The 20,992-nt window shown below is 59.0% G+C and carries 20 protein-coding genes; 16 read left to right on the top strand and 4 right to left on the bottom strand.

From position 1 onward, the window contains the following. The first annotated feature begins 80 nt into the window (after positions 1-80). From ACR0JB_RS11895 to murJ, 3 genes are read left to right on the top strand one after another with little or no spacing between them, the layout of a single operon-like run. Positions 81-1,253 carry a penicillin-binding protein activator gene (locus ACR0JB_RS11895; protein ID WP_170377707.1) on the top strand — a complete coding sequence of 391 codons (1,173 nt, stop codon included), beginning with the start codon at positions 81-83 and terminating at the stop codon, positions 1,251-1,253. Continuing rightward, a complete protein-coding gene (locus tag ACR0JB_RS11900; RefSeq protein WP_170397213.1) occupies positions 1,213-4,032 on the top strand; it encodes a [protein-PII] uridylyltransferase in 2,820 nt (939 codons plus the stop codon). The genes ACR0JB_RS11895 and ACR0JB_RS11900 overlap by 41 nt, the downstream gene beginning before the upstream one ends. Then, positions 4,029-5,570, top strand: coding sequence for a murein biosynthesis integral membrane protein MurJ (gene murJ / locus ACR0JB_RS11905; protein WP_480789948.1), 1,542 nt, complete (start codon positions 4,029-4,031; stop codon positions 5,568-5,570). The genes ACR0JB_RS11900 and murJ overlap by 4 nt, the downstream gene beginning before the upstream one ends. Here murJ and ACR0JB_RS11910 read toward each other — a convergent pair whose 3' ends face one another. Further along, positions 5,571-6,257 carry a rhomboid family intramembrane serine protease gene (locus ACR0JB_RS11910; protein WP_170397209.1) on the bottom strand — a complete coding sequence of 229 codons (687 nt, stop codon included), beginning with the start codon at positions 6,255-6,257 and terminating at the stop codon, positions 5,571-5,573. An 86-nt stretch (positions 6,258-6,343) separates the two neighbouring features. Here ACR0JB_RS11910 and trpS point away from each other — a divergent pair, with 86 nt between their 5' ends. The 13 genes from trpS (at position 6,344) to ACR0JB_RS11975 (ending at position 17,952) form a co-directional block, all read left to right on the top strand. Further along, positions 6,344-7,372 carry a tryptophan--tRNA ligase gene (trpS, locus tag ACR0JB_RS11915; protein WP_170397207.1) on the top strand — a complete coding sequence of 343 codons (1,029 nt, stop codon included), beginning with the start codon at positions 6,344-6,346 and terminating at the stop codon, positions 7,370-7,372. Between the two features lie 58 nt (positions 7,373-7,430). Then, positions 7,431-8,294, top strand: coding sequence for a branched-chain amino acid aminotransferase (locus tag ACR0JB_RS11920; protein ID WP_170397204.1), 864 nt, complete (start codon positions 7,431-7,433; stop codon positions 8,292-8,294). 65 nt (positions 8,295-8,359) lie between these two features. Further along, positions 8,360-8,815 (top strand): universal stress protein, encoded by a 456-nt coding sequence (locus tag ACR0JB_RS11925; protein ID WP_170350587.1) that lies wholly within the window; start codon positions 8,360-8,362, stop codon positions 8,813-8,815. Between the two features lie 10 nt (positions 8,816-8,825). After that, a complete protein-coding gene (locus ACR0JB_RS11930; protein ID WP_170350588.1) occupies positions 8,826-9,419 on the top strand; it encodes a 2-hydroxychromene-2-carboxylate isomerase in 594 nt (197 codons plus the stop codon). Positions 9,420-9,488: 69 nt separating this feature from the next. Next, positions 9,489-10,052, top strand: coding sequence for a NifU family protein (locus tag ACR0JB_RS11935; RefSeq protein ID WP_170350589.1), 564 nt, complete (start codon positions 9,489-9,491; stop codon positions 10,050-10,052). Continuing rightward, a complete protein-coding gene (gene tsaB, locus ACR0JB_RS11940) occupies positions 10,042-10,626 on the top strand; it encodes a tRNA (adenosine(37)-N6)-threonylcarbamoyltransferase complex dimerization subunit type 1 TsaB (protein WP_170397202.1) in 585 nt (194 codons plus the stop codon). Before ACR0JB_RS11935 ends, tsaB begins: the two co-directional genes overlap by 11 nt. After that, a complete protein-coding gene (locus tag ACR0JB_RS11945; RefSeq protein ID WP_170397200.1) occupies positions 10,623-11,036 on the top strand; it encodes a GNAT family N-acetyltransferase in 414 nt (137 codons plus the stop codon). Before tsaB ends, ACR0JB_RS11945 begins: the two co-directional genes overlap by 4 nt. 159 nt (positions 11,037-11,195) lie before the next feature. Next, positions 11,196-12,194 carry a BMP family lipoprotein gene (locus tag ACR0JB_RS11950; RefSeq protein WP_480789949.1) on the top strand — a complete coding sequence of 333 codons (999 nt, stop codon included), beginning with the start codon at positions 11,196-11,198 and terminating at the stop codon, positions 12,192-12,194. Between the two features lie 85 nt (positions 12,195-12,279). After that, positions 12,280-13,809 carry an ABC transporter ATP-binding protein gene (locus ACR0JB_RS11955; protein ID WP_170397198.1) on the top strand — a complete coding sequence of 510 codons (1,530 nt, stop codon included), beginning with the start codon at positions 12,280-12,282 and terminating at the stop codon, positions 13,807-13,809. A gap of 3 nt (positions 13,810-13,812) precedes the next feature. Then, complete coding sequence (locus tag ACR0JB_RS11960) at positions 13,813-14,907, top strand: ABC transporter permease (RefSeq protein WP_170397196.1); 1,095 nt, start codon at positions 13,813-13,815, stop codon at positions 14,905-14,907. Beyond that, positions 14,907-15,917, top strand: a complete 1,011-nt coding sequence (locus ACR0JB_RS11965; protein ID WP_170397194.1) for an ABC transporter permease — start codon at positions 14,907-14,909, stop codon at positions 15,915-15,917. Before ACR0JB_RS11960 ends, ACR0JB_RS11965 begins: the two co-directional genes overlap by 1 nt. A 344-nt stretch (positions 15,918-16,261) precedes the next feature. Further along, positions 16,262-17,182 (top strand): sulfite exporter TauE/SafE family protein, encoded by a 921-nt coding sequence (locus ACR0JB_RS11970; protein ID WP_170350595.1) that lies wholly within the window; start codon positions 16,262-16,264, stop codon positions 17,180-17,182. Positions 17,183-17,184: 2 nt separating this feature from the next. Beyond that, positions 17,185-17,952 (top strand): TIGR02186 family protein, encoded by a 768-nt coding sequence (locus tag ACR0JB_RS11975; protein WP_170350596.1) that lies wholly within the window; start codon positions 17,185-17,187, stop codon positions 17,950-17,952. A 3-nt stretch (positions 17,953-17,955) separates the two neighbouring features. Here the strand turns inward: ACR0JB_RS11975 and ACR0JB_RS11980 are convergent, their stop codons facing one another. The 3 genes from ACR0JB_RS11980 to ACR0JB_RS11990 are packed head-to-tail and all read right to left on the bottom strand — an operon-like array spanning position 17,956 to position 20,912. Further along, positions 17,956-18,684 (bottom strand): SDR family oxidoreductase, encoded by a 729-nt coding sequence (locus ACR0JB_RS11980; RefSeq protein ID WP_170397192.1) that lies wholly within the window; start codon positions 18,682-18,684, stop codon positions 17,956-17,958. Further along, positions 18,681-20,213 (bottom strand): ATP-dependent DNA helicase, encoded by a 1,533-nt coding sequence (locus ACR0JB_RS11985; RefSeq protein WP_170397189.1) that lies wholly within the window; start codon positions 20,211-20,213, stop codon positions 18,681-18,683. Before ACR0JB_RS11985 ends, ACR0JB_RS11980 begins: the two co-directional genes overlap by 4 nt. 60 nt (positions 20,214-20,273) lie before the next feature. Next, complete coding sequence (locus tag ACR0JB_RS11990) at positions 20,274-20,912, bottom strand: acyl-homoserine-lactone synthase (RefSeq protein WP_170350599.1); 639 nt, start codon at positions 20,910-20,912, stop codon at positions 20,274-20,276. Between the last annotated feature and the right edge of the window lie 80 nt (positions 20,913-20,992).

Below are 20,992 nucleotides of genomic sequence, written 5' to 3' on the forward strand. Positions count from 1 at the left end.
CCTCACAGCGTGACGTTTATTATCGCGACCCAATAGATTGGCGGCATCTCAAGCCGCCGGGACAGGGAGTTTTCATTCAGATGTTTACCGTTTGCAAGCCCGTTCGCAAACTGGCGCGCACCGCCGCCGTACTGGCAACCGCCACATTTCTGGCCGCCTGCGACGTCAGCACCATCGGCGGAGGTCCGTCGATCAACACATCCGACCCCGTGCCTGTTGCCCTCTTGGTCCCTGCCGGATCGGGGCAGGCCGGTGATGCGGCGCTGGCACGCAGCTTGGAAAACGCAGCCCGGCTGGCCATGTCGGATTTGCAAAATGTTCAAATCGATCTGCGCGTTTATGACACGCGGGGCAGTTCGAATACGGCTGCGGCGGTTGCGCAGCAGGCGGTGGCAGACGGGGCGAAGATCATCCTAGGTCCGGTCTATGCGCAGGCTGCAAACTCTGCAGGCATTGCGGCGCTGAGCAGCAACGTCAACGTGTTGTCCTTCTCGAACAACACCAGCATTGCAGGTGGCAATGTCTTTGTTCTGGGATACACATTCGAAAATACAGCCAACCGCCTGGTCAATTTTGCCGGATCGCAAGGCAAATCGAACATGGTCATCGTTCACAGCAACGATGCTGCGGGCCAGTTGGGTCAAACCGCCATTGCCAATGCGCTAGCTGGCAGCCGCGTGAACAATGCAGGATCGGTGGGGTATGACCGTTCGCAGCAGGGCGTCATCAATTCGGTTCCCTCAGTTAAAGCAACCGTCGATGCGTCCGGCGCAGATTCCTTATTCCTGACCTCGACCACAGTTGGCGCATTGCCGCTATTCTCACAGTTGCTGCCCGAAGCCGGCGTTTCTACAACAAACACACAGTTTATTGGTTTGACGCGCTGGAATATCCCACCGCAAACATTGGACTTGCCCGGTGTACAAGGTGGTTGGTTTGCACTGCCGGACCAATCAAAAGCCCAAGCTTACCGGCAGCGGTACAACAATACCTATGGTGAGGCTCCACACCCCAACAGCGGGTTGGCCTATGACGGTATTGCCGCAATCGCCGCACTTGTCAGCCAGGGTAAATCCAACGCTCTGACCGCTTCGGCGCTGACGCAAAACGCCGGTTTCCAGGGCGTTGGCGGTATCTTCCGCCTGCGGCCGAACGGTACGAATGAACGCGGTCTGGCTGTCGCCACGATCCAAAATAAACAGGTAGTAGTGATTGACCCTGCCCCACAAAGCTTCACAGGCGCCGGTTTCTGAGCAAACGGGTTTGAAGCTCACCCCCAGGGGTGAGCTGATCTGCCCGGCGGATGAAATTTTCGACAGCGCCTCCGTCATGGCACAGCTGTCGGAGGCCTTTGACAAGACTTCGGACAACGCAGCGCGGCGCAATGAGACCGTTCGCATCTTGCGTGATGCCCAGAAAGGCGGGCGTCAGGCCATTGCCGATGCCTTTGCCGAACGCCCGTTTGATGCACGGCCGCTGACCCATTCCTACACCTATCTGACCGATGGGCTGGTCTGTACCGCCATGAAGGTATCCAGCGAGGATCTGCACCCTCTGGCCACCCCGACACAGGGGGAAAGGATCGCAGTGCTGGCGGTGGGCGGCTATGGGCGCGGGGAAATGGCACCGTCCTCTGATGTCGACCTGCTGTTCCTGACGCCCTACAAAATCACCGCCTGGGCCGAGAGCGTGATTGAATCCATGCTGTATATCCTGTGGGATTTGCGGCTGAAGGTTGGCCATTCGTCCCGCACGATCAAGGATTGCCTGCGGCTTGGGGCCGAGGATTTCACCATCCGAACCTCGATGCTGGAACAGCGCTATCTGGCGGGGGACAGCAAACTGGCCGCCGAGCTGGACAACCGCCTGAAGGCTGACCTGTTCAAAGGCAGCGAGCGAGAGTTCATCGAAGCCAAATTGCAGGAACGCGATGAGCGTCACCAAAAGCAGGGTGAGCGCTATATGGTCGAGCCCAATGTCAAAGAGGGCAAGGGCGGGTTGCGCGATCTGCAATCGCTCTACTGGATCGCGAAATACATCTATGGCGTTCAGGATGTGGCTGAACTGGTGCCTCTGGGCCTGTTCACGCCCGAAGAGTTTAAAACATTCGTAAAGGCCGAGGATTTCCTGTGGGCCGTCCGTTCGCATCTGCATCTGATCACCAGACGCCCGACCGAACAACTGACCTTTGACCTGCAAGTCGAGGTGGCCGACCGGATGGGTTATGAAGACCGGGCCGGGCGCCGCGCGGTCGAAGTGTTCATGCAGCGCTATTTCCGCGAGGCCACTTATGTCGGGGAATTGACGCGTATTTTCCTGACCAAGCTGGAAGCCTCGCATATGAAAGGTGAGGCCCTGCTTGAACGCATCTTCCGTCGCCGACCGCGGGTCAAGGCGGGCTATAGGGTGGTGCATGGTCGTCTGGACGTGGCCGATCCCGAGAAATTCCTTGCCGACAAAGTGAACCTGCTGCGTCTGTTCGAAGAAGGTTTGCGCACCGGCATGCTGATCCACCCAGACGCGATGCGGTTGGTGACCGCGAACCTGGACCTGATCGACGAAGATATGCGCGAAAACCGCGAGGCGCGGCGCATCTTCCTTGATCTGATGCTGAAACACGGCAACCCCGAACGCGCGCTGCGGCGGATGAACGAACTGGGGGTGCTGTCCGCCTTTCTGCCCGAGTTCGAGCCCATCGTGGCGATGATGCAGTTCAACATGTATCACAGCTATACGGTGGACGAGCACACCATCCAATGTATCGTCAACCTCGCCCAGATCGAACGCGGAGAACTAATTGAACCGCTGCCGCTGGTGTCGTCCATTCTGAAAGGCGGTGTGAACCGCAAGGTGCTGTATGTTGCGTTGTTGTTGCATGACATCGCCAAGGGACGACCCGAAGATCACTCGATCCTCGGCGCGCAAATCGCCCGTAAGGTTGCGCCCCGGCTTGGGCTGAACAAAGCGGACTCGGAAACCGTGGAATGGCTGGTCCGCTATCATCTGCTGATGTCGGACATGGCGCAAAAGCGCGACATCTCAGACCCGCGCACTGTGCGCGATTTTGCCAAAGCGGTGAAAACGGTCAAACGGCTGGACCTGCTGACGGTTCTGACAGTCTGCGATATTCGCGGGGTCGGGCCGAACACGTGGAACAACTGGAAAGCCACCCTTTTGCGCGCCCTGCACGCCGAAACCAAGCGCGCGCTTGAAACCGGGATGGAGGACCTCAACCGCGCCAATCGCGGGACCGAGGCCAAAAAAGCCCTGCGTGCCGCGTTGTCGAATTGGTCCAAGGCGGACCTAAAGGTCGAAACCGGGCGGCACTATGCGCCGTACTGGCAGGGCCTGAACCTGCACACCCAAGTCGAGTTTGCCGAGATGCTGCGGGCGCTAGAACACAGCGGTGATCCGGGTGAGGTAGAAATCCGCATGCAACCGGACGAAGACCGGGACGCCACGCGGGCCTGTTTCGCAATGGGCGATCACCCCGGTATCTTTGCGCGAATTGCGGGTGCTCTGGCGCTGGTCGGGGCCAACGTGGTGGATGCGCGCAGCTACACCACCAAAGACGGTTATGTAACCGATGCCTTCTGGATTCAGGACACCGAAGGCCACCCGTTCGAGGCCAGCCGCCTGCCACGCCTGGCCCAGATGATCCGAAAGACGCTCAAGGGTGAGGTCGTTGCCCGCGATGCGCTGAAATCGCGCGACAAGATCAAGAAACGCGAACGCGCCTTCAACGTGCCGACCCATATCACCTTTGATAATGATGGGTCCGAGATTTACACGATCATCGAGGTCGATACCCGCGACCGTCCGGGTCTGCTCTATGACCTGACCCGAACGTTGGCCGCGGCCAATGTCTATATCGCCAACGCAGTGATCGCGACCTATGGCGAACAGGTGGTCGACACCTTTTACGTCAAGGACATGTTTGGTCTAAAATACCATGCGGAAGGCAAACAGCGCACGCTTGAAACCAAACTGCGCAAAGCCATCACCGAAGGCGCCGAGCGCGCGGCCTCATGAAGCAGATCCGGTTGTTTTCAGGCCTGTTCACGGTCGGGTTCTGGACGCTGGCCAGCCGGATTCTGGGCTTTTTGCGGGAAATCCTGCTGACGGCTTATATCGGTCCGGGTCCGGTGATGGATGCTTTTGTCGCGGCCTTCCGTCTGCCAAACATGTTCCGCCGTTTCTTTGCCGAAGGCGCGTTCAACGCTGCCTTTGTGCCGATGTTTTCCAAGCGGCTGGAAGGCGAGGAAAACGCCCAAGGCTTTGCGCAGGACGCCTTCAATCTGTTGGCCGTGGCGGTACTGGCGCTGGTCGGGCTGGCAATGGTGTTCATGCCCGCGCTGGTCTGGATCACGGCCGAAGGGTTTCACGGTGATGAACGGTTCGATCTGGCCGTGGACTATGGATATGTGGTGTTCCCTTACATCCTGTTCATGTCGCTGGCGGCGCTGTTCTCGGGTGTTTTGAACGCGACGGGTCGCTTTGCCGCCGCCGCCGCCGCACCCGTATTGCTGAACATCTTTGCCTGCACGGCCCTGATCGCCGGGACAGCCGCTGGAGGCGAGGTGATCCGTTGGCTGATCGCCGTCATTCCCGTGGCCGGGGTCGCACAGCTGGCGCTGGTCTGGGTGGCGACCGAGCGTGCAGGCATTCGTATCCGGCCCGGTCTGCCGAAACTCAGCCCCGAGATGCGCCGCATGGTGCGCATCGCCGTTCCGGCGGCACTGGCAATGGGCGTCACTCAGATCAATCTGGTGGTGGGGCAATTGGTAGCCTCGAAAACCGAAAAGGCGATCAGTTGGCTGTTCGCGGCTGACCGGTTGTATCAACTGCCGTTGGGCGTGGTGGGCATTGCCGTCGGCATTGTGCTGCTGCCCGATCTGTCCCGCCGCTTGCGCGCCGGGGACGGGGACGGCGCCCGCAACGCGTTTTCCCGCGCAGGTGAATTCACGCTGTTGCTGACCATACCGTCGACCGTGGCGTTTGTGATCCTGCCAAACCCGATGGTCTCGGTCCTGTTCGAACGTGGCCAATTCAGCGCCGAGGACACCGCGGCGACAGCGCTGGCAGTGGCAATTTACGGAATCGGCCTTCCTGCCTTTATGCTGCAAAAGCTGCTGCAACCGCTGTATTTCGCACGTGAGGATACGCGGTCCCCGTTCCGCTATGCCGTGGTTGCGATGATCGTGAACGCCGGGCTGGCCTTTGGACTTTACCCGTTGGTGGGATGGATCGCACCGGCCATTGCGGCGTCGGCTGCCGGGTGGGCTATGGTCGGTCTGCTGATCCTCGGTGCGCGACGCATGGGTGAAGAGGCGCGGTTCGACGACCGCTTCAAACACCGGGCATGGCGCATCGTGGCCTCGTCGCTGGGGATGGGTGTCGTTCTATACGCCGCCATTCATCTATTCGGCTGGGCGTTCGAGCTGTCCGGCTGGCGTTATCTGGCGCTGATCATCCTGATCAAGATTGCCGCGGCCACCTATTTCTTCCTAGGCCACCTGTTTGGCGCCTTCAAGGTGTCAGAGTTCCGCAAAGCCTTGCGTCGGTCGTGATCAGTCGCGGCGAATGCGCCGCACGATCCGCGCCCAGCCACCCGGGGCAAGCAGGAACGAAAGGCCAAAGCCTGTGGCAAACCCGCCCAGATCAGCCACCCAGTCGGACGTGCCGCCGAACAACAGGCCGAACACCAGTTGAATCCCCATCAGGGCCGCGATCAAACCAAAGGCACGGTGCTGGTTTTCGCCAACCAATGACAGTTTGCGCCACAGCAACCACGTGAATGCGCCGATCAGGCCATAGACAGGCGGGAACCCTCCGACCAGCGGGTATTGGGGGTCCAGCAGCAGTGCATAGGCCAGTGCCCCGCCCACGCCAGACAGCACGAAGATCACCAACATCTGAAACCCGCCAAAGACCTCGGCCACCATCTTGCCCATGGCCATCAGGAAGACGCAGACAAAAACGGCCTGAGTGAAAGAGCCCGACACGAAGGGGTAGGTCACGAAACGCATGACATGTTCGAACGGCCAACGCCCGTTCTCGACCATCCAATCAAAGATATCAGGCGAAAACGAATAGCTCTGCAGCGCATCCAGCCGCCATCCCACCGCCGACGGACCGCCGATCAGCCCGCGTGTTCCCAGGGTAAAGGCCAGTTCCACCCCCATAATGAACAGCACCAAGGCCACCACAACGGGCGGCAAAGGGTTCACGGCGGGTGTATAATTCTCACTGCTCATTGGGCTGGCCTTTCGCGGCGGTTGACGTCCCTTAGCCTCATGGGTAAGCGACGGGGGCTGATTTTTCCAGACGGGAGTTCCCTTCGATGACCGAGACCCAGTTCACACCGCGCGTGTTTTCCGGCATCCAGCCGTCGGGAAACCTGCATCTTGGCAACTATCTGGGTGCGCTCAAGCGATTTGTGGATATGCAGCAGCCGGATATGGAGACCATCTATTGCATGGTCGATCTGCACGCGATCACCGTCTGGCAGGACCCCAAGGAACTGGCCCATTCGACGCGCGAACTGTGCGCTGGGTTTATCGCCGCCGGGCTCGACCCGGATAAATCGATCCTGTTCAACCAAAGCCAGGTGCCTGAGCATGCGCAATTGGCGTGGATCTTCAACTGCGTCGCCCGCATGGGCTGGATGCAGCGGATGACTCAATGGAAGGACAAGGCCGGAAAGAACCAGCAAAACGCCTCGTTGGGTCTGTTCGCCTATCCGTCGCTGATGGCCGCCGACATCCTGACCTATCACGCAACGCATGTGCCGGTTGGCGACGACCAGAAACAGCATCTTGAGCTGACGCGCGATATCGCGATCAAGTTTAACCATGATTACGGCATCGATTTCTTTCCGATTACTGAGCCGGTGATCGAAGGGGCCGCGACCCGTGTCATGAGTCTGCGCGACGGGTCCAAAAAGATGTCCAAATCCGACCCCTCGGACATGAGCCGCATCAACATGACGGACGACGCCGACACGATCGCCAAGAAGATTCGCAAAGCCAAGACCGACCCGGATGCGCTGCCATCCGAGATCGATGGTCTGGAAGACCGCCCCGAGGCGCGCAATCTGGTGAACATCTATGCCGCGCTCAGCGATCAGACGGTCGATCAGGTGCTGGCCGATGTTGGCGGTAAACAGTTCGGTGAATTCAAACCGATGCTTGCAGAACTGGCGGTGGAAAAACTGGCACCGATTTCGTCCGAAATGGCCCGCCTGATGGGCGAAGAAGCCGAGATTGACCGGATTCTGGGCAAAGGTGCGGAAAAGGCCCGCGCGATTGCCGCGCCGATCCTGCAGCAGACTTACGAAATTGTGGGCATGGTCAGCTTAAAACAAGGCTGATTGCGCTGGACGTTACCGCAGCGCCTTCCTAGGTTTGCGCAAAGCGTGGGAGGGCGTCATGGCAGTCGGCAAGAACATCCGCACCTATTTCGAGGGTCAGTGGCATGACGGGGATGCCCCGATCATGCGCGCGGCCGATCACGGTGCTTGGCTGGGATCGTCAGTCTTCGACGGTGCGCGCTATTTCGACGGCATGGCCCCGGATCTTGAGGCACATTGTGCCCGCGTGAATCGCTCAGCCGAGGCACTGATGCTGACCCCGTTTGTCTCAACCCAGCAGATGGTCGAGATCATCCGCGAGGGGTTGGCTTCTTACGGACCGAACTCAGCCGTCTATATCCGCCCGATGTATTGGGGCATCGACGGCGACGCGACCGCCATTGTCCCACAGGAAAACAGCACTGGTTTTGCCATCTGCCTGGAAGAGATCCCGATGGCGCCCGAGACCGCCTCGGTCACGCTGGGTACCACAAAATTCCGCCGTCCGGTTCTGGAATCGTCGGTGGTGAATGCCAAGGCCGGGTGCCTGTACCCCAACAATGCGCGCATGCTGCAAGAGGTTCGCGCCAAGGGGTTCTCGAATGCGCTGGTCGCGGACGCACTGGGCCACGTGGCCGAGACCGCAACCGCCAACATCTTCATGGTCCGTGACGGAGAGGTGTTTACCCCAACCCCCAACGGCACCTTTCTGGCTGGCATCACCCGCGCGCGTCACATTGAAAACCTGCGCGCCGACGGGGCGGTCGTTCACGAAGCCATCCTTGGCTTTGACGATTTCCACAAGGCGGATGAGGTCTTTATGACCGGCAACATGAACAAGATCACCCCGGTCACCGCGCTGGAGGATACGCAATATCAAATCGGCCCCATAGCCCGCCGTGCGCGCGAGCTGTATTGGGACTGGGCACTAAGCACCCGCTAAACAGCCGCTTATTGCCAGCACGCAAATGGTCGGGCATGATCGCCTGAAATATACGAGGACACTTCATGCGCAAATTCTTGGTCGTTCTGGATGACAGTCGCGAATGCCTGAACGCGATGCGTTTTGCCGCTATGCGCGCAGCCCACACCGGCGGTGGCGTTACAATCCTATCGGTCATTCCGCCGGATGAGTTCAACCATTGGATCGGCGTGGCCGAGGTAATGCGCGAGGAAGCACGCGAGCGTATTCACGCCCATTACGAGGTGTTCGCCAAGTGGATGCGCGACAAACAAAACATCGACCCCGAACTGGCCATCCGCGAAGGTGAGCCGGTCGCCGAGATCATCGAACATGTGCAATCAGACCCCGAGATCGGGGTGCTGGTGCTAGGCGCAGGCGTTGAAAAGAAAGGCCCCGGGCCGCTGGTGACGCAACTGACCAAGAATTCGGGCAACCTGCCAATTCCGATCACCATCGTTCCTGGTGATCTGAGCAAGGAAAAGCTGGAAGAAATCACCTAAAAGGGCACCCATGCAGCGCAGCATCCAGTTCTGGTTCGAATTCGCATCCACATACTCTTACCTAAGTGCGATGCGAATCGAGGATCTGGCTGCGCAGAACGGGGTGTCAGTTGAATGGCATCCCTTTTTGCTAGGTCCGATTTTCGCCGCGCAGGGCTGGGACAATTCGCCGTTCAACATCTATCCCGCCAAAGGGCGCTATATGTGGCGCGATATGGAGAGGTTGTCGGCCCGTCGGGGGTTGCGATTTGCCCGGCCTGACCCCTTTCCCCAAAATGGTCTGAAGGCTGCGCGGCTAGTGATGACGATTGAAACCCACCCTCAACGGGCTGCCTTTGTTCGGGCCGTCTATGCCGCCGAATTCGTTGATGGCCTCAATATCTCGGACGACAAGGTGCTGATCGACTGCCTGTCCCAAGCCAGCCTGCCCCCAGAAACGCTGGCCGGTTGTCAAGACCCGGATATCAAGGCGGCCTTGATCCAACAGACTCAGACCGCGCAGGCCAAGGGGATTTTCGGGGCGCCAAGCTTTCTAGTGGGGGATGAACTGTTCTGGGGCGATGACCGGCTGGATGCGGCGATGCAACTGGCGGCAGAAATTTAGAATGGTTCCAAATCTTGACTTCCCCGGCCCGGACCCGCATATCAGGTACAACTGAAACGGAGCCGTGACATGTTCATCCAGACCGAATCCACGCCGAACCCTGCAACGCTGAAATTCCTGCCCGGTCAGCCGGTGCTGGAAGCGGGCACTGCAGACTTTCCTTCGGCGGAAGCCGGGGAAAAATCGCCCTTGGCGAAACGGATTTTTGCAGTGTCTGGTGTCACCGGCGTGTTCTTTGGCAATGATTTCGTCACCGTGACCAAATCGGATGACGTTCAGTGGGATCACATCAAACCGGCCATCCTGGGCGCTGTGATGGAGCATTTTCAGTCCGGTCAGCCGGTATTGGGTGAAGATGCTGTTGATGGGTCAGGTCACGCAGAACATTTCGGCGAGGATGCCGAAGTGGTCAATCAGATCAAGGACCTGCTGGATACGCGCGTGCGCCCGGCGGTGGCGCAGGATGGCGGTGACATCACGTTCCACGGGTTCGACCGGGGCGTTGTTTACCTGCACATGCAAGGCGCTTGCGCGGGCTGCCCGTCCTCGACCCTGACGCTGAAAATGGGAATTGAGAACCTGCTGCGCCACTACATCCCGGAAGTGACCGAGGTTCGCCCCGTTGCCGTCTGACCCGATCATTTTAGCATTTGACACATCGGCCGCGCATTGCGCGGCCGCTTTGCTACATGGCGACACGATTGTCGCTTCGCGCGTTGAGCCCATGTCACGCGGGCAGGCAGAACGGTTGATGCCGCTGTTAGAAGAGATTCTGGCCGAGGCGGATTGCACGTGGCGCAATCTGACCGCCATTGGAGTCGGGATCGGGCCGGGGAATTTTACCGGCATCCGTATCTCGGTTTCGGCTGCGCGGGGATTGGCGTTGGGACTTGGTATCCCGGCTGTTGGAGTTACCGGTTTTGATGCCTTGGCCGAAATCGGGGATGGGATTCCCGCGATCCGCGCACCCCGCGAGCAAGTCTATGTCGCGCTGCCCGGTCAGGACCCCGCACTGATGGCGCAGGAACACGCAGAATCACTTGGAAATCTGATTCTGAATGATGACGCCGATGTGCTGGTCAACGCCCTTGCCCGGCTGACAGCGCAAAGATGGTCCACCACGACCCAGCCCCCTGCCCCGTTCTATGTGCGCCCGGCTGATGCGGCCCCGTCAAAGGACTCACCACCGGTTCTGCTTGACGGATGACCCCGCAAGAATTGGCTCATACCCATACGGCAGCCTTCACGCAGTCGCGCCCTTGGACGGAATCAGAATTTTCTGATCTTCTGACCAATCGGTTCACGCATGTCATTGGTAACGCTGACTGTTTTGCCCTGTTTCAAGTCATTGCAGGTGAAGCTGAACTGCTGACAATCGCCACCCACCCCAATCGTCAGCGCCAAGGTCTTGCCCTGCGCCTCATGCAGGACTGGCACGCAAAAGCCAAAGCTTTGGGCGCAACCCGCGCCTTTCTGGACGTTGCGGCAGACAATCACCCGGCTATCGCGTTGTACCAGCGCTGTGGATACACAAGCTGCGGCCTGCGCAAGGGTTACTATCTGCGCGAAAAAGCTGAGAAAATCGACTCCGTTGTCATGGTCTGCGCCCTGACCTGACCGACGCCTCCTAATTTTTTCGACCATTTGGTCAAGAATCAGTTGACCGCACCGGTTGCAAACGCCCTTAATTCCCGCCATCACAACAGTTATGCTCGCTCACAGTGAGTAATCGGGGCTATCTTAACCCCGACCAACAATAACAAACGGGAGTATGAAATGACCCTGATGAAATCCTTGATGGGCGCTGCCGCCGCCGTCGCGTTGACCGCGGGTGCGGCCCTGGCTGAACCAGCCCTGATCTTCGACCTGGGTGGCAAGTTTGACAAATCGTTCAACGAAGCAGCCCATAATGGGGCATCACGTTGGGCGGAACAGACCGGTAAGACTTATCGCGAAATCGAACTGCAGTCTGAAGCCCAGCGTGAACAAGCCCTGCGTCGTTTTGCCGAAGCTGGCCTGAACCCAATCATCACCATGGGTTTCGCAATGGCTGATCCGCTGGCGGCTGTCGCGGGCGACTATCCCGACACCAAATTCGTTGCAGTTGATGTGAATTGGCTAGATGCTCCGAACGTGCGTCAGATCGGCTTTGCCGAGCATGAGGGTTCCTATCTGGTTGGAATGATGGCTGCGATGGCATCTAAGACCGGAACAGTTGGCTTCATCGGTGGCATGGATATTCCGCTGATCCGTCACTTTGGCTGCGGTTACGCGCAAGGCGCCAAAGCCGTGAACCCCGACATCAATATCGTTGCCAACATGACTGGTACCACCCCATCGGCATGGAACGACCCGGTCAAGGGCTCCGAACTGACCAAGGCACAGATCAGCCAGGGTGCTGACGTCATCTATGCTGCTGCGGGCGGCACCGGTGTGGGCGTTCTGCAGACCGCCGCCGATGAAGGCATCCTTTCGATCGGTGTGGACAGCAACCAGAACCACCTGCATCCGGGCAAGGTTCTGACCTCAATGCTGAAGCGCGTGGACGTGGCCGTTTATGACGCCATGAAGGCTGGCGAGGATCTGCAAACCGGCGTTTTCGCCATGGGTCTGGCCGAAGAGGGTGTGGGCGTCGCCATGGATGAATACAACGCTGAACTAGTTACGGAAGAGATGAGCTCGGCCGTTGCAGACGCACGCAGTGACATCATCAACGGAAACGTCTCCGTCGTCAGCTATTACGAGAACGACAGCTGCCCGGCACTGCAGTTCTGATACCACGCGGGGCGGGGGTTTGACCTCCGCCTCGTCTCCACTTGGCCGCGCCCTGTGCGGCCCCTTCGGCAATTGAGGACACGACATGACAGTCCCCGCCATTGAGCTCAAAGGGATTTCCAAAGCCTTTGGGCCGGTTCAGGCCAACAAAGACATTTCCATCAGCGTCGCCCCCGGCACGATCCACGGGATCATCGGTGAAAACGGTGCGGGCAAATCCACGCTGATGAGTATTCTCTACGGTTTCTACAAAGCCGACAAAGGTGAGATTTGGATCAACGGGACCAAGACCGACATCCCCGACAGTCAGGCGGCGATTGCGGCGGGCATCGGGATGGTGTTCCAGCATTTCAAGCTGGTTGAGAATTTCACGGTTCTGGAAAACATCGTTCTGGGCGCCGAAGATGGCGGGCTGCTGGCTCCGTCTTTATCCAAGGCTCGCAAGGAACTGAAAGAGCTGGAAGAAGAATACGAGCTGTTCGTTGACCCAGACAAGCGCATTGACGAAATCGGCGTGGGGATGCAGCAACGGGTCGAAATCCTCAAAGCCTTGTATCGCAAAGCCGAGATTTTGATTTTGGACGAACCGACCGGCGTTCTGACCCCGGCCGAGGCCGATCAGCTGTTCCGCATTCTCGACCGTCTGCGGGCCGAAGGGAAGACGATCATTGTGATCACCCACAAGCTGCGCGAGATCATGGAAAACACCGATACAGTCTCGGTGATGCGGCGCGGGCAGATGACGGCGACAGTCAAAACCGCCGAGACCAGCCCCGAGGAGCTGGCCGAGCTGATGGTAGGCCGCAAGGTTCTGCTGCAGGTCGACAAGGTTCCTGCAAAACCCGGCAAACCTATTCTTGAGGTCGAAAACCTGCGCGTCTTCGATTCAGCGGGTGTTGAGCGGGTCAAGGGTATCGACTTGACGGTCCGCGCGGGTGAGATCGTCGGCATCGCCGGTGTTGCGGGTAATGGCCAGTCGGAACTGCTTGAGGTTTTGGGCGGGATGCGGCCTGGAAAAGGGTCTATCAAGCTGAATGGTGAACCGCTGGCGCTTAGTGGGCATGGGTCTGACGGTCAGGCGCGGCGTGCGCAGCACATCGCTCACGTCCCCGAGGATCGTCAGCGCGAGGGCCTGATCATGGATTTCCACGCGTGGGAAAACGTGGCGTTCGGCTATCACCGCGACCCTGCCTATAAACGCGGTCTGTTCATGGACAATGCCGCCCTGCGCGCGGATACCGAGCGCAAGATTCAAAAGTTCGATGTGCGCCCGCCCAATGGCTGGCTGACCGCCAAAAGCTTTTCAGGCGGCAACCAGCAGAAAATCGTCGTCGCGCGCGAGATCGAGCGGAACCCCGACCTGTTGCTGGTCGGCCAGCCGACACGCGGTGTGGATATCGGCGCGATCGAATTCATTCACAAACAAATCGTCGCCCTGCGCGATCAGGGGAAGGCAATCCTGCTGGTCTCGGTCGAGCTGGAGGAGATCTTCTCGCTGTCCGATCGGATCGCGGTGATGTTCGACGGACATATTATGGGCGAACGCCTGCCCCACGAGACAGATGAAAAAGAACTGGGCCTGCTAATGGCCGGTGTTGCGGAAGAGGCCGCGTGAAGCATGGATAAAATGCCCAAATGGGCCGATGTCGTTCTGATCCCACTGATCAGTCTGATATTGGCCGCGATCCTTTCGGCGCTGGTTATTCTGGCCATTGGTGAAAACCCGGTTGAAGCGGTGAATCTGATGGTTACCGGCGCGCTGGGGTCGACTTATGGCTGGGGCTATACGCTCTATTACGCGACCAATTTCATGTTCACCGGGCTGGCGGTGGCTGTGGCGTTCCACGCGCGGCTGTTCAACATCGGCGGCGAAGGCCAAGCCATGCTGGGCGGGCTTGGCGTTGCCATAGTGTGTCTGTACATCGACTGGCCACATTGGAGCATTGCCCTGCTGGCCGCCTGTGCGGCGTCGATGCTGTTTGGGGCGGCATGGGCCGCAATCCCGGCCTTTCTGCAAGCCAAGCGCGGCAGTCATATCGTCATCACCACGATCATGTTCAACTTTATCGCGGCGGCCTTCCTGAACTATATGCTGGTCAATGTGATGCGCCCGCAGGGCTCGCAAGATCCTGCAACTGCACGCTTCCCCGAGGCCGTGCATCTGCCGACCTTCCAGTCGATGTTCTCGACCGCTGAAAACGCGGTATTCAAGGGTGCGCCGGCCAATATCTCGTTCTTTGTCGCGATCCTGGCCTGTTTTGTGGTCTGGGCGCTGATCTGGCGGACGCGGCTGGGGTATGAGATCCGTGCCTATGGTCACTCCGAAACCGGTGCTGTCTATGCCGGTATCTCTCCCGTGCGCATCACCATCGTTGCCATGCTGATCTCGGGCGCGCTGGCTGGGTTAATGGCCACCAACAACGTGATGGGTGAGGCTGAACGGCTGGTACTCAACTCGACCGAGGGCGCGGGTTTCATCGGGATTGCCGTGGCGCTGATGGGCCGGTCGCACCCGTTCGGCGTGTTTGTGGCGGCCCTTTTATTCGGGTTCCTGTACCAGGGCGGTGCCGAATTGGCGCTGTGGACCTCGATCCCGCGTGAGCTGATCGTGGTTATTCAAGCGCTGGTGATCCTGTTTACCGGGGCACTGGACAACATGGTGCGCATGCCGCTTGAGAAACTGTTCCTCGGTCTGCGGAAGGGGGCCGAGTGATGGAGGTTTTCGTAACACTCATTCAGGTTTTTGATTCAACGATCCGTCTGGCAACACCGCTTTTACTGGCGTGTCTGGCCGGGTTGTATTCGGAACGCGCGGGTATTTTCGACATTGGGCTGGAAGGCAAGATGCTGATGGCGGCGTTTTTCTCGGCGGCGATTGCGGCAGTGACCGGGTCTGTCTGGTTGGGCCTGCTGGCAGGGATCGGGTCCTCGCTGATTTTGTCCGGCTTGCACGGGCTCGCTTCGATCACCTTCAGGGGCAATCAGCTGATCTCGGGCGTTGCCATCAACTTTCTGGCCTCGGGCCTGACCGTTCTGATTGCGCAGAGCTGGTTCAAACAGGGCGGGCGCACGCCTTCTCTCTTTGGCGGTGGACGGTTCGAATCTGCAGAGTTTCCTTATGCAATCGGCCCCGAAGATGCTGAACTCTCGGGGAAACCGGTTTCTGAACTGATGTCTGACACCAATTCGTTTCATATGGTGTATTCCGAACTACTCTCGGGTCATTCGATATTGGTCTATGTGGCGTTTCTGATGGTGCCATTGACGTGGTGGATTCTGTATCGCACCCGGTTCGGCTTGCGCCTGCGCGCGGTGGGTGAAAATCCGGCCGCGGTGGATACCGCCGGTGTCTCGGTTGTCGGCCTGAGATTTGCGGCCGTTGCCATCTGCGGCGTGCTGTGTGGGATCGCCGGGGCCTATCTGGCCACTGCCCTGCAGGCCGGGTTCGTCAAGGAAATGACCGCCGGTCGCGGGTTCATCGCTTTGGCCGCGCTGATCTTTGCGAAATGGCGGCCTTGGCATGCGATGTGGGCTTGCCTGCTGTTCGGTCTGTTACAGGCGATTGCGCTGCGTTTCCAGAACATCGACCTGGGCGGCGTTGTTATCCCGGTACAGGCCATGGACGCCCTGCCCTATATCCTGACGGTGGTTATTCTGGCCGGGTTCGTAGGCAAAGCCGTCCCGCCACGCGCCGGTGGCGAACCCTATGTGAAAGAGCGCTGATAAGTCCAGTTTAAGACTCATTTCAGTCCTGTTCGCTGCAGAGCGGCATGCAGAGTTGATTTTGCATGCCGCAACCGCTCTAAGGGGGTATGTGTTTGTTTCCTGTGATAGCCAAGATCGGATTCGTTCCTGTCACGGTGGCAAACGCACAAAAACGTCTCGGTTCCGGGGTCCGTTTTTCAATTCAGCCAGATCGGCTTGTCGGTCACGCAGCCCGCGCGATCGGCAGGTTGGTATTCGCCATACGGCCGCATTGCGCGCGCAGTATTAAAGCCTCATCCCTGTGGTATGAGACGGGCCGGATCACTTTGTGTGACGCGTCTGACCTCATCCGGTAAATACACATGCAGATCTACCTTCCAATCGCCGAAGTCTCCGTCAACGCCTTTTTGCTGCTGGGGCTGGGTGGGATGGTTGGCATCCTGTCGGGCATGTTCGGTGTAGGCGGCGGGTTTCTGATGACGCCGCTGCTGTTCTTCATCGGCATCCCCCCCGCTGTCGCCGTCGCAACCGAAGCCAACCAGATCGTCGCCTCGTCCTTTTCCGGTGTATTAGCGCATTTTCGACGAAAGACCGTAGATCTGAAAATGGGCACGGTCTTATTGATCGGGGGCTTAATGGGTGCGGCCCTTGGGGTGGTGGTGTTCAACTATCTCAAAAGCCTGGGCCAGGTCGATCTGCTTGTCACGCTATGCTACGTCGTCTTCCTTGGCGTCGTTGGTGGCCTGATGTTCATCGAAAGCTTGCGGGCACTGCGCAAGGCCAAAAAGGGTGGCGGCGCACCAGCAAAACGGCGCCAGCGTGGCTGGGTTCATGCGATGCCGTTTAAAATGCGCTTTCGCACTTCGGGCCTGTATATCTCGGTCATTCCCCCAATTCTGGTCGGGCTTTGCGTCGGTGTACTGGCGGCCATCATGGGCGTCGGCGGCGGCTTTATTATGGTGCCTGCAATGATCTATCTACTGGGCATGCCCACAAAGGTGGTGGTTGGAACATCCTTGTTTCAGATCATCTTTGTGACCGGCTTTACCACCATGCTGCACGCAACCACGAACTATACGGTTGATGTTGTTCTGGCCGTTCTGCTGCTGGTCGGCGGTGTCGTGGGCGCGCAGATTGGCACGGTGATTGGCGCGAAGATGCCCGCCGAGCAGTTGCGCGTGCTGCTGGCAGCCCTGGTTCTGGTGGTCTGCGGCAAGCTGGCACTGGACTTATTGATCGAACCATCCGAGCTGTATTCCATTGGCAGCGAAGGAGGGCACTGATCATGCTGAAACGCTTGATTGCCCTGCTGGTTTTCTGCTGCTCGCCAGCCCTTGCGCAAGAAGAGCAGGTGGTGCTGGGTCTCAGCCAGGACCGGGTCGCCATTACCGCGACATTCGATGGTTCTGAAATCCTGATCTTCGGTGCCGTCAAACGAGAAGCACCGATCCCCGCCGGCCCACCGCTTGAGGTGATCGTGACTGTGGCCGGGCCGTCCAGCCCAGTGACAGTCCGGCGCAAGGAACGCAAACTGGGCATCTGGGTCAACACTGACAGCGTTCTGGTCGACCTTGCGCCAAGTTTCTACGCCGTCGCCACAAGCGGACCGCTGGATAATATCCTTTTGGACACCGAGGACCTAAGATACCGAATTTCAATCGAACGCGCCATCCGATCGGTCGGGGCGGCCATGCATATCCGAGGCGCGCAGGATTTTGCAGATGCCGTGGTGCGCATTCGCGAGGATGAGGGGCTGTATTCCATTCGCGAAAACACAGTGGCCGTGGATGAGCAAACCCTGTTCCGCACCTCAATTGCAATGCCTGCCGACCTGACCGAAGGCGACTATGCTGCGCGCATCTTCCTGACCCGCGGCAAAGAGGTGATCTCGGAATTCGAGACAACCATCGACGTGCGCAAAGTGGGGCTGGAGCGGTTTTTGTACAATATGTCCCGACAGCAACCTGTGTGGTACGGGCTGATGTCACTGGTCATTGCGATTGCAGCGGGCTGGGGGGCGTCGACTGCGTTCCGATTGCTGCGTGAAAACTAGCCTCTAACCGCGCCCGATATAGGGCATCGTTGTTGCCATCACGGTCATGAACTGCACATTCGCCTCGGGCGGCAGGGTCGCCATATGCAGCACCGAGCGTGCTGCGTCTTCAACCGCCATGGTCGGGTCGGGCGTCTGACCGGCCTCAACCGCGGCATCCACCAGTCCCTGTACCATCTGCGTGCGCGCGTTGCCGATGTCGATCTGACCGCAAGCAATTCCGAAGTCCCGCCCGTCCAGCGACAGACTGCGGGTCAGACCGGTGATGGCATGTTTCGTGGTCGTGTAGTGCACCGAGTTCGGGCGCGGCACATATGCGGCAATCGAGCCGTTGTTAATGATGCGCCCGCCCTGCGGCGACTGATGGCGCATGATCCGAAAAGCCTCGCGCGCGCATAGGAACATGCCGTTCAGATTGACGTTGACGGTTTGATACCAATCCTCCAGCGCGATCTCGTCGATGGTTCCGCCGGGCGCAAAGATGCCCGCATTGTTGAACAACGCGTCCAACCGGCCAGCCTTTTCCTGAAACGCGCCAAAGGCCGCATGGACCGCATCCGCGTCCGTTACATCCGCAACCAATGGGATCGCGTTTGTGCGATCCTTGGCCATTTCGTGCAACGTATCGGCACTGCGCGCCAACAGGCCCACTGTCCAGCCTTCGTTCAAGAACAATTCCGCCGTGGCCCGCCCAATGCCCGAGCTTGCGCCGGTTACTATGATGGATGTCATGTATCTTCAGCCTCCAATGTCAAGGACGCCGCCGGAACCGCGCGCAGATCATCCACACGCAGCGGATGGGTGGGCTTGGCCAGACGGTTGCGCACAACCCAGATCAACCGCTCTTGCGCGCGGGTGATGGCGACATAGGCCAGCCGCTTCCAAAGCGGCTGCCCGGCCTCGGTCCTGCCCATGCGGGCGGCGGCGTAAATATCCGGTGCAAAGACCTGTACTGTGTCCCATTGCGAGCCCTGCGCCTTGTGAATGGTTACCGCCGCGCCATGCAGAAAGGTGGCACCCATGCGGGCGGCGAAGGGGATAAAGGGTTCTTCTTCATCCGGCTTTTCGATCTTGACGATCGAGGCCGCACTGACCTGTGGGTCCTCGGCGCCCATCACGTGCAGGCGTGAAAAGCCCGGCTTGCGCCCTGGTCCCAAATAGATGACTTGCGCGCCTTTGATCAGCCCGCGCGCCTCAAGGTCCAAACGTTTCTTGCGGTGTTTCAACGGCAGTTCGATGCCATCACAGATCAGTGGTTCACCTTCCAGCAGCTCGGTCTCAGGCGCGCCGTGAACTTGCCGAAACGCCTGAATCAACCGAATGCGTGTGGCGTTGCGCCAGACCAGAACCGGGCTGCGGGCCATCAGATCAACTTCGACCCGCTGACCCCAGACCACGCGGTCATCCTGACGGGCGGTTTGTTCTATAAGACGTTCGAAATCCTCGAACCCCATCTTAGGGTCCGCCAGCGCGTGGGCCAAGTCCAGGATAGGATTGTCCGCCTCTTGCCGGTGGACCCGGTGCAGGACCTGTTTGCGCGGCTCGGGCAAAGCGTCAAACACCATGCTGCCCGATTGATTGACGGGGGCCAGCTGCGCAGGGTCACCGAATAACAACAAGGTCGGAAAAATCTCTTGCAGGTCCTCGAATTGCCGGTCGTCCAGCATCGAGGCCTCATCGACGAACCCGATATCCAAAGGCTCGTCCCGACGTTTCCAGCCGGTGATGAAATCGGATCCGCGCAATCCGGCGGCGGCCAAGGCACCAGGGATCGATTTATTATTCGCATAAAACGCCGCTGCACGGTCCAACGCCTCGTCCGTCAGACCTTCGATCTCGGGGCGTTCGTCATTGCCCGCCAGCCATTCGGCGATGCGTTCATATTCCGGGTCATAAACCGGGGTATAGAGAATGCGGTGAATGGTCGTTGCAGGGACCCCGCGCAGGCGCAACACGCTGGCGGCCTTGTTGGTGGGGGCCAGGATCGCAAGGCTACGCTTTTCCTTGGCTTTGCGGCTTTCGAAATCACCAGACACAATCTGAACACCGGTTTCGGCCAAGGCCTTGTACAGCTCGGCCAGCAACAAGGTCTTGCCCGAGCCGGCTTTGCCGATCACCGCCATCACACCGGATTTGCCATTGCCCGGCAATTTCAGCAGGGCATCATCATCCAGATCAACACCGGCTGATCGCAGCATTTCAGAAATGCTGTCATAGGCGGCCGCCTGGTCGTCAGAGAAGGTCACGGGGGGCAAAGACATGGCGCGACCCTACAGGGCCGCGCCAGCTATCACCAGAGAGGGATTGGGCTTTTCGCCTGATCAGGCCGACAGAGAAAAGCGATGCTGCCGTCCGATCCCGAATGCCGTCTTGAACCACAGCCGCGACAACTCTCGCGGGATCCCCGCGCGTTCGGCTACGCGGTTGCAATCATCGGCAGAATAGGGCCACAGCCCTACCGAAATCTGATCACGCCCATGCCCTTCGGTCCCCAGAACCACCGGGGACGATCCGATCAGGCGGTAAATCCGAATCATGCGTGCATCAAAGACCCCGGCGATATGGGTCAGGCCGAACCCTTCCATCATCTCACCGCCGCTTAGCATGATGGCGCCTGCGGTGTGTGGGCTGGCCGTGCGCGACAGGCAGAACCTTGTGACCTCCCAAATCAGCGGGCTGCAGACTGGTTTGCCACCGGTCAGATGGCCGAACACCTCGTTCACCATGACCGGGCCGGTGGTCGGCAACACGCGCATTGAGCCTCCATGACTGCCGTCTTCTTCTTCCCAGATGACATAAAGCGGGTTCAGATCGTCATACCGATCCCGCTCTTCCCCTTTTTCGTTAACGTGTACGTCCCAACCCAACCGGGTTTTGAACTGATCCGCGCGATCCCGGAACATCCCTTCGGCCAGATCCGGAAACTTGTGCAGCTCATCCGCATACAAATAGCGCAACATGACTTTTTTCCCCTTGTCGTCCTGTGCAGGAACGAAGGGGGTACAAAGTCATAGTTAATTTCCCGTTCTGAGGGCGCGCG

Source organism: Ruegeria sp. BI7 (assembly GCF_056537925.1).

Coding starts and splice junctions, on each gene's coding strand:
- ACR0JB_RS11895 (WP_170377707.1), top strand. CDS start 81: ATGTTTACCGTTTGCAAGCCCGTTCGCAAACTGGCGCGCACCGCCGCC.
- murJ (WP_480789948.1), top strand. CDS start 4,029: ATGAAGCAGATCCGGTTGTTTTCAGGCCTGTTCACGGTCGGGTTCTGG.
- ACR0JB_RS11910 (WP_170397209.1), bottom strand. CDS start 6,257: ATGAGCAGTGAGAATTATACACCCGCCGTGAACCCTTTGCCGCCCGTT.
- trpS (WP_170397207.1), top strand. CDS start 6,344: ATGACCGAGACCCAGTTCACACCGCGCGTGTTTTCCGGCATCCAGCCG.
- ACR0JB_RS11920 (WP_170397204.1), top strand. CDS start 7,431: ATGGCAGTCGGCAAGAACATCCGCACCTATTTCGAGGGTCAGTGGCAT.
- ACR0JB_RS11925 (WP_170350587.1), top strand. CDS start 8,360: ATGCGCAAATTCTTGGTCGTTCTGGATGACAGTCGCGAATGCCTGAAC.
- ACR0JB_RS11930 (WP_170350588.1), top strand. CDS start 8,826: ATGCAGCGCAGCATCCAGTTCTGGTTCGAATTCGCATCCACATACTCT.
- ACR0JB_RS11935 (WP_170350589.1), top strand. CDS start 9,489: ATGTTCATCCAGACCGAATCCACGCCGAACCCTGCAACGCTGAAATTC.
- ACR0JB_RS11945 (WP_170397200.1), top strand. CDS start 10,623: ATGACCCCGCAAGAATTGGCTCATACCCATACGGCAGCCTTCACGCAG.
- ACR0JB_RS11950 (WP_480789949.1), top strand. CDS start 11,196: ATGACCCTGATGAAATCCTTGATGGGCGCTGCCGCCGCCGTCGCGTTG.
- ACR0JB_RS11955 (WP_170397198.1), top strand. CDS start 12,280: ATGACAGTCCCCGCCATTGAGCTCAAAGGGATTTCCAAAGCCTTTGGG.
- ACR0JB_RS11960 (WP_170397196.1), top strand. CDS start 13,813: ATGGATAAAATGCCCAAATGGGCCGATGTCGTTCTGATCCCACTGATC.
- ACR0JB_RS11965 (WP_170397194.1), top strand. CDS start 14,907: ATGGAGGTTTTCGTAACACTCATTCAGGTTTTTGATTCAACGATCCGT.
- ACR0JB_RS11970 (WP_170350595.1), top strand. CDS start 16,262: ATGCAGATCTACCTTCCAATCGCCGAAGTCTCCGTCAACGCCTTTTTG.
- ACR0JB_RS11975 (WP_170350596.1), top strand. CDS start 17,185: ATGCTGAAACGCTTGATTGCCCTGCTGGTTTTCTGCTGCTCGCCAGCC.
- ACR0JB_RS11980 (WP_170397192.1), bottom strand. CDS start 18,684: ATGACATCCATCATAGTAACCGGCGCAAGCTCGGGCATTGGGCGGGCC.
- ACR0JB_RS11985 (WP_170397189.1), bottom strand. CDS start 20,213: ATGTCTTTGCCCCCCGTGACCTTCTCTGACGACCAGGCGGCCGCCTAT.
- ACR0JB_RS11990 (WP_170350599.1), bottom strand. CDS start 20,912: ATGTTGCGCTATTTGTATGCGGATGAGCTGCACAAGTTTCCGGATCTG.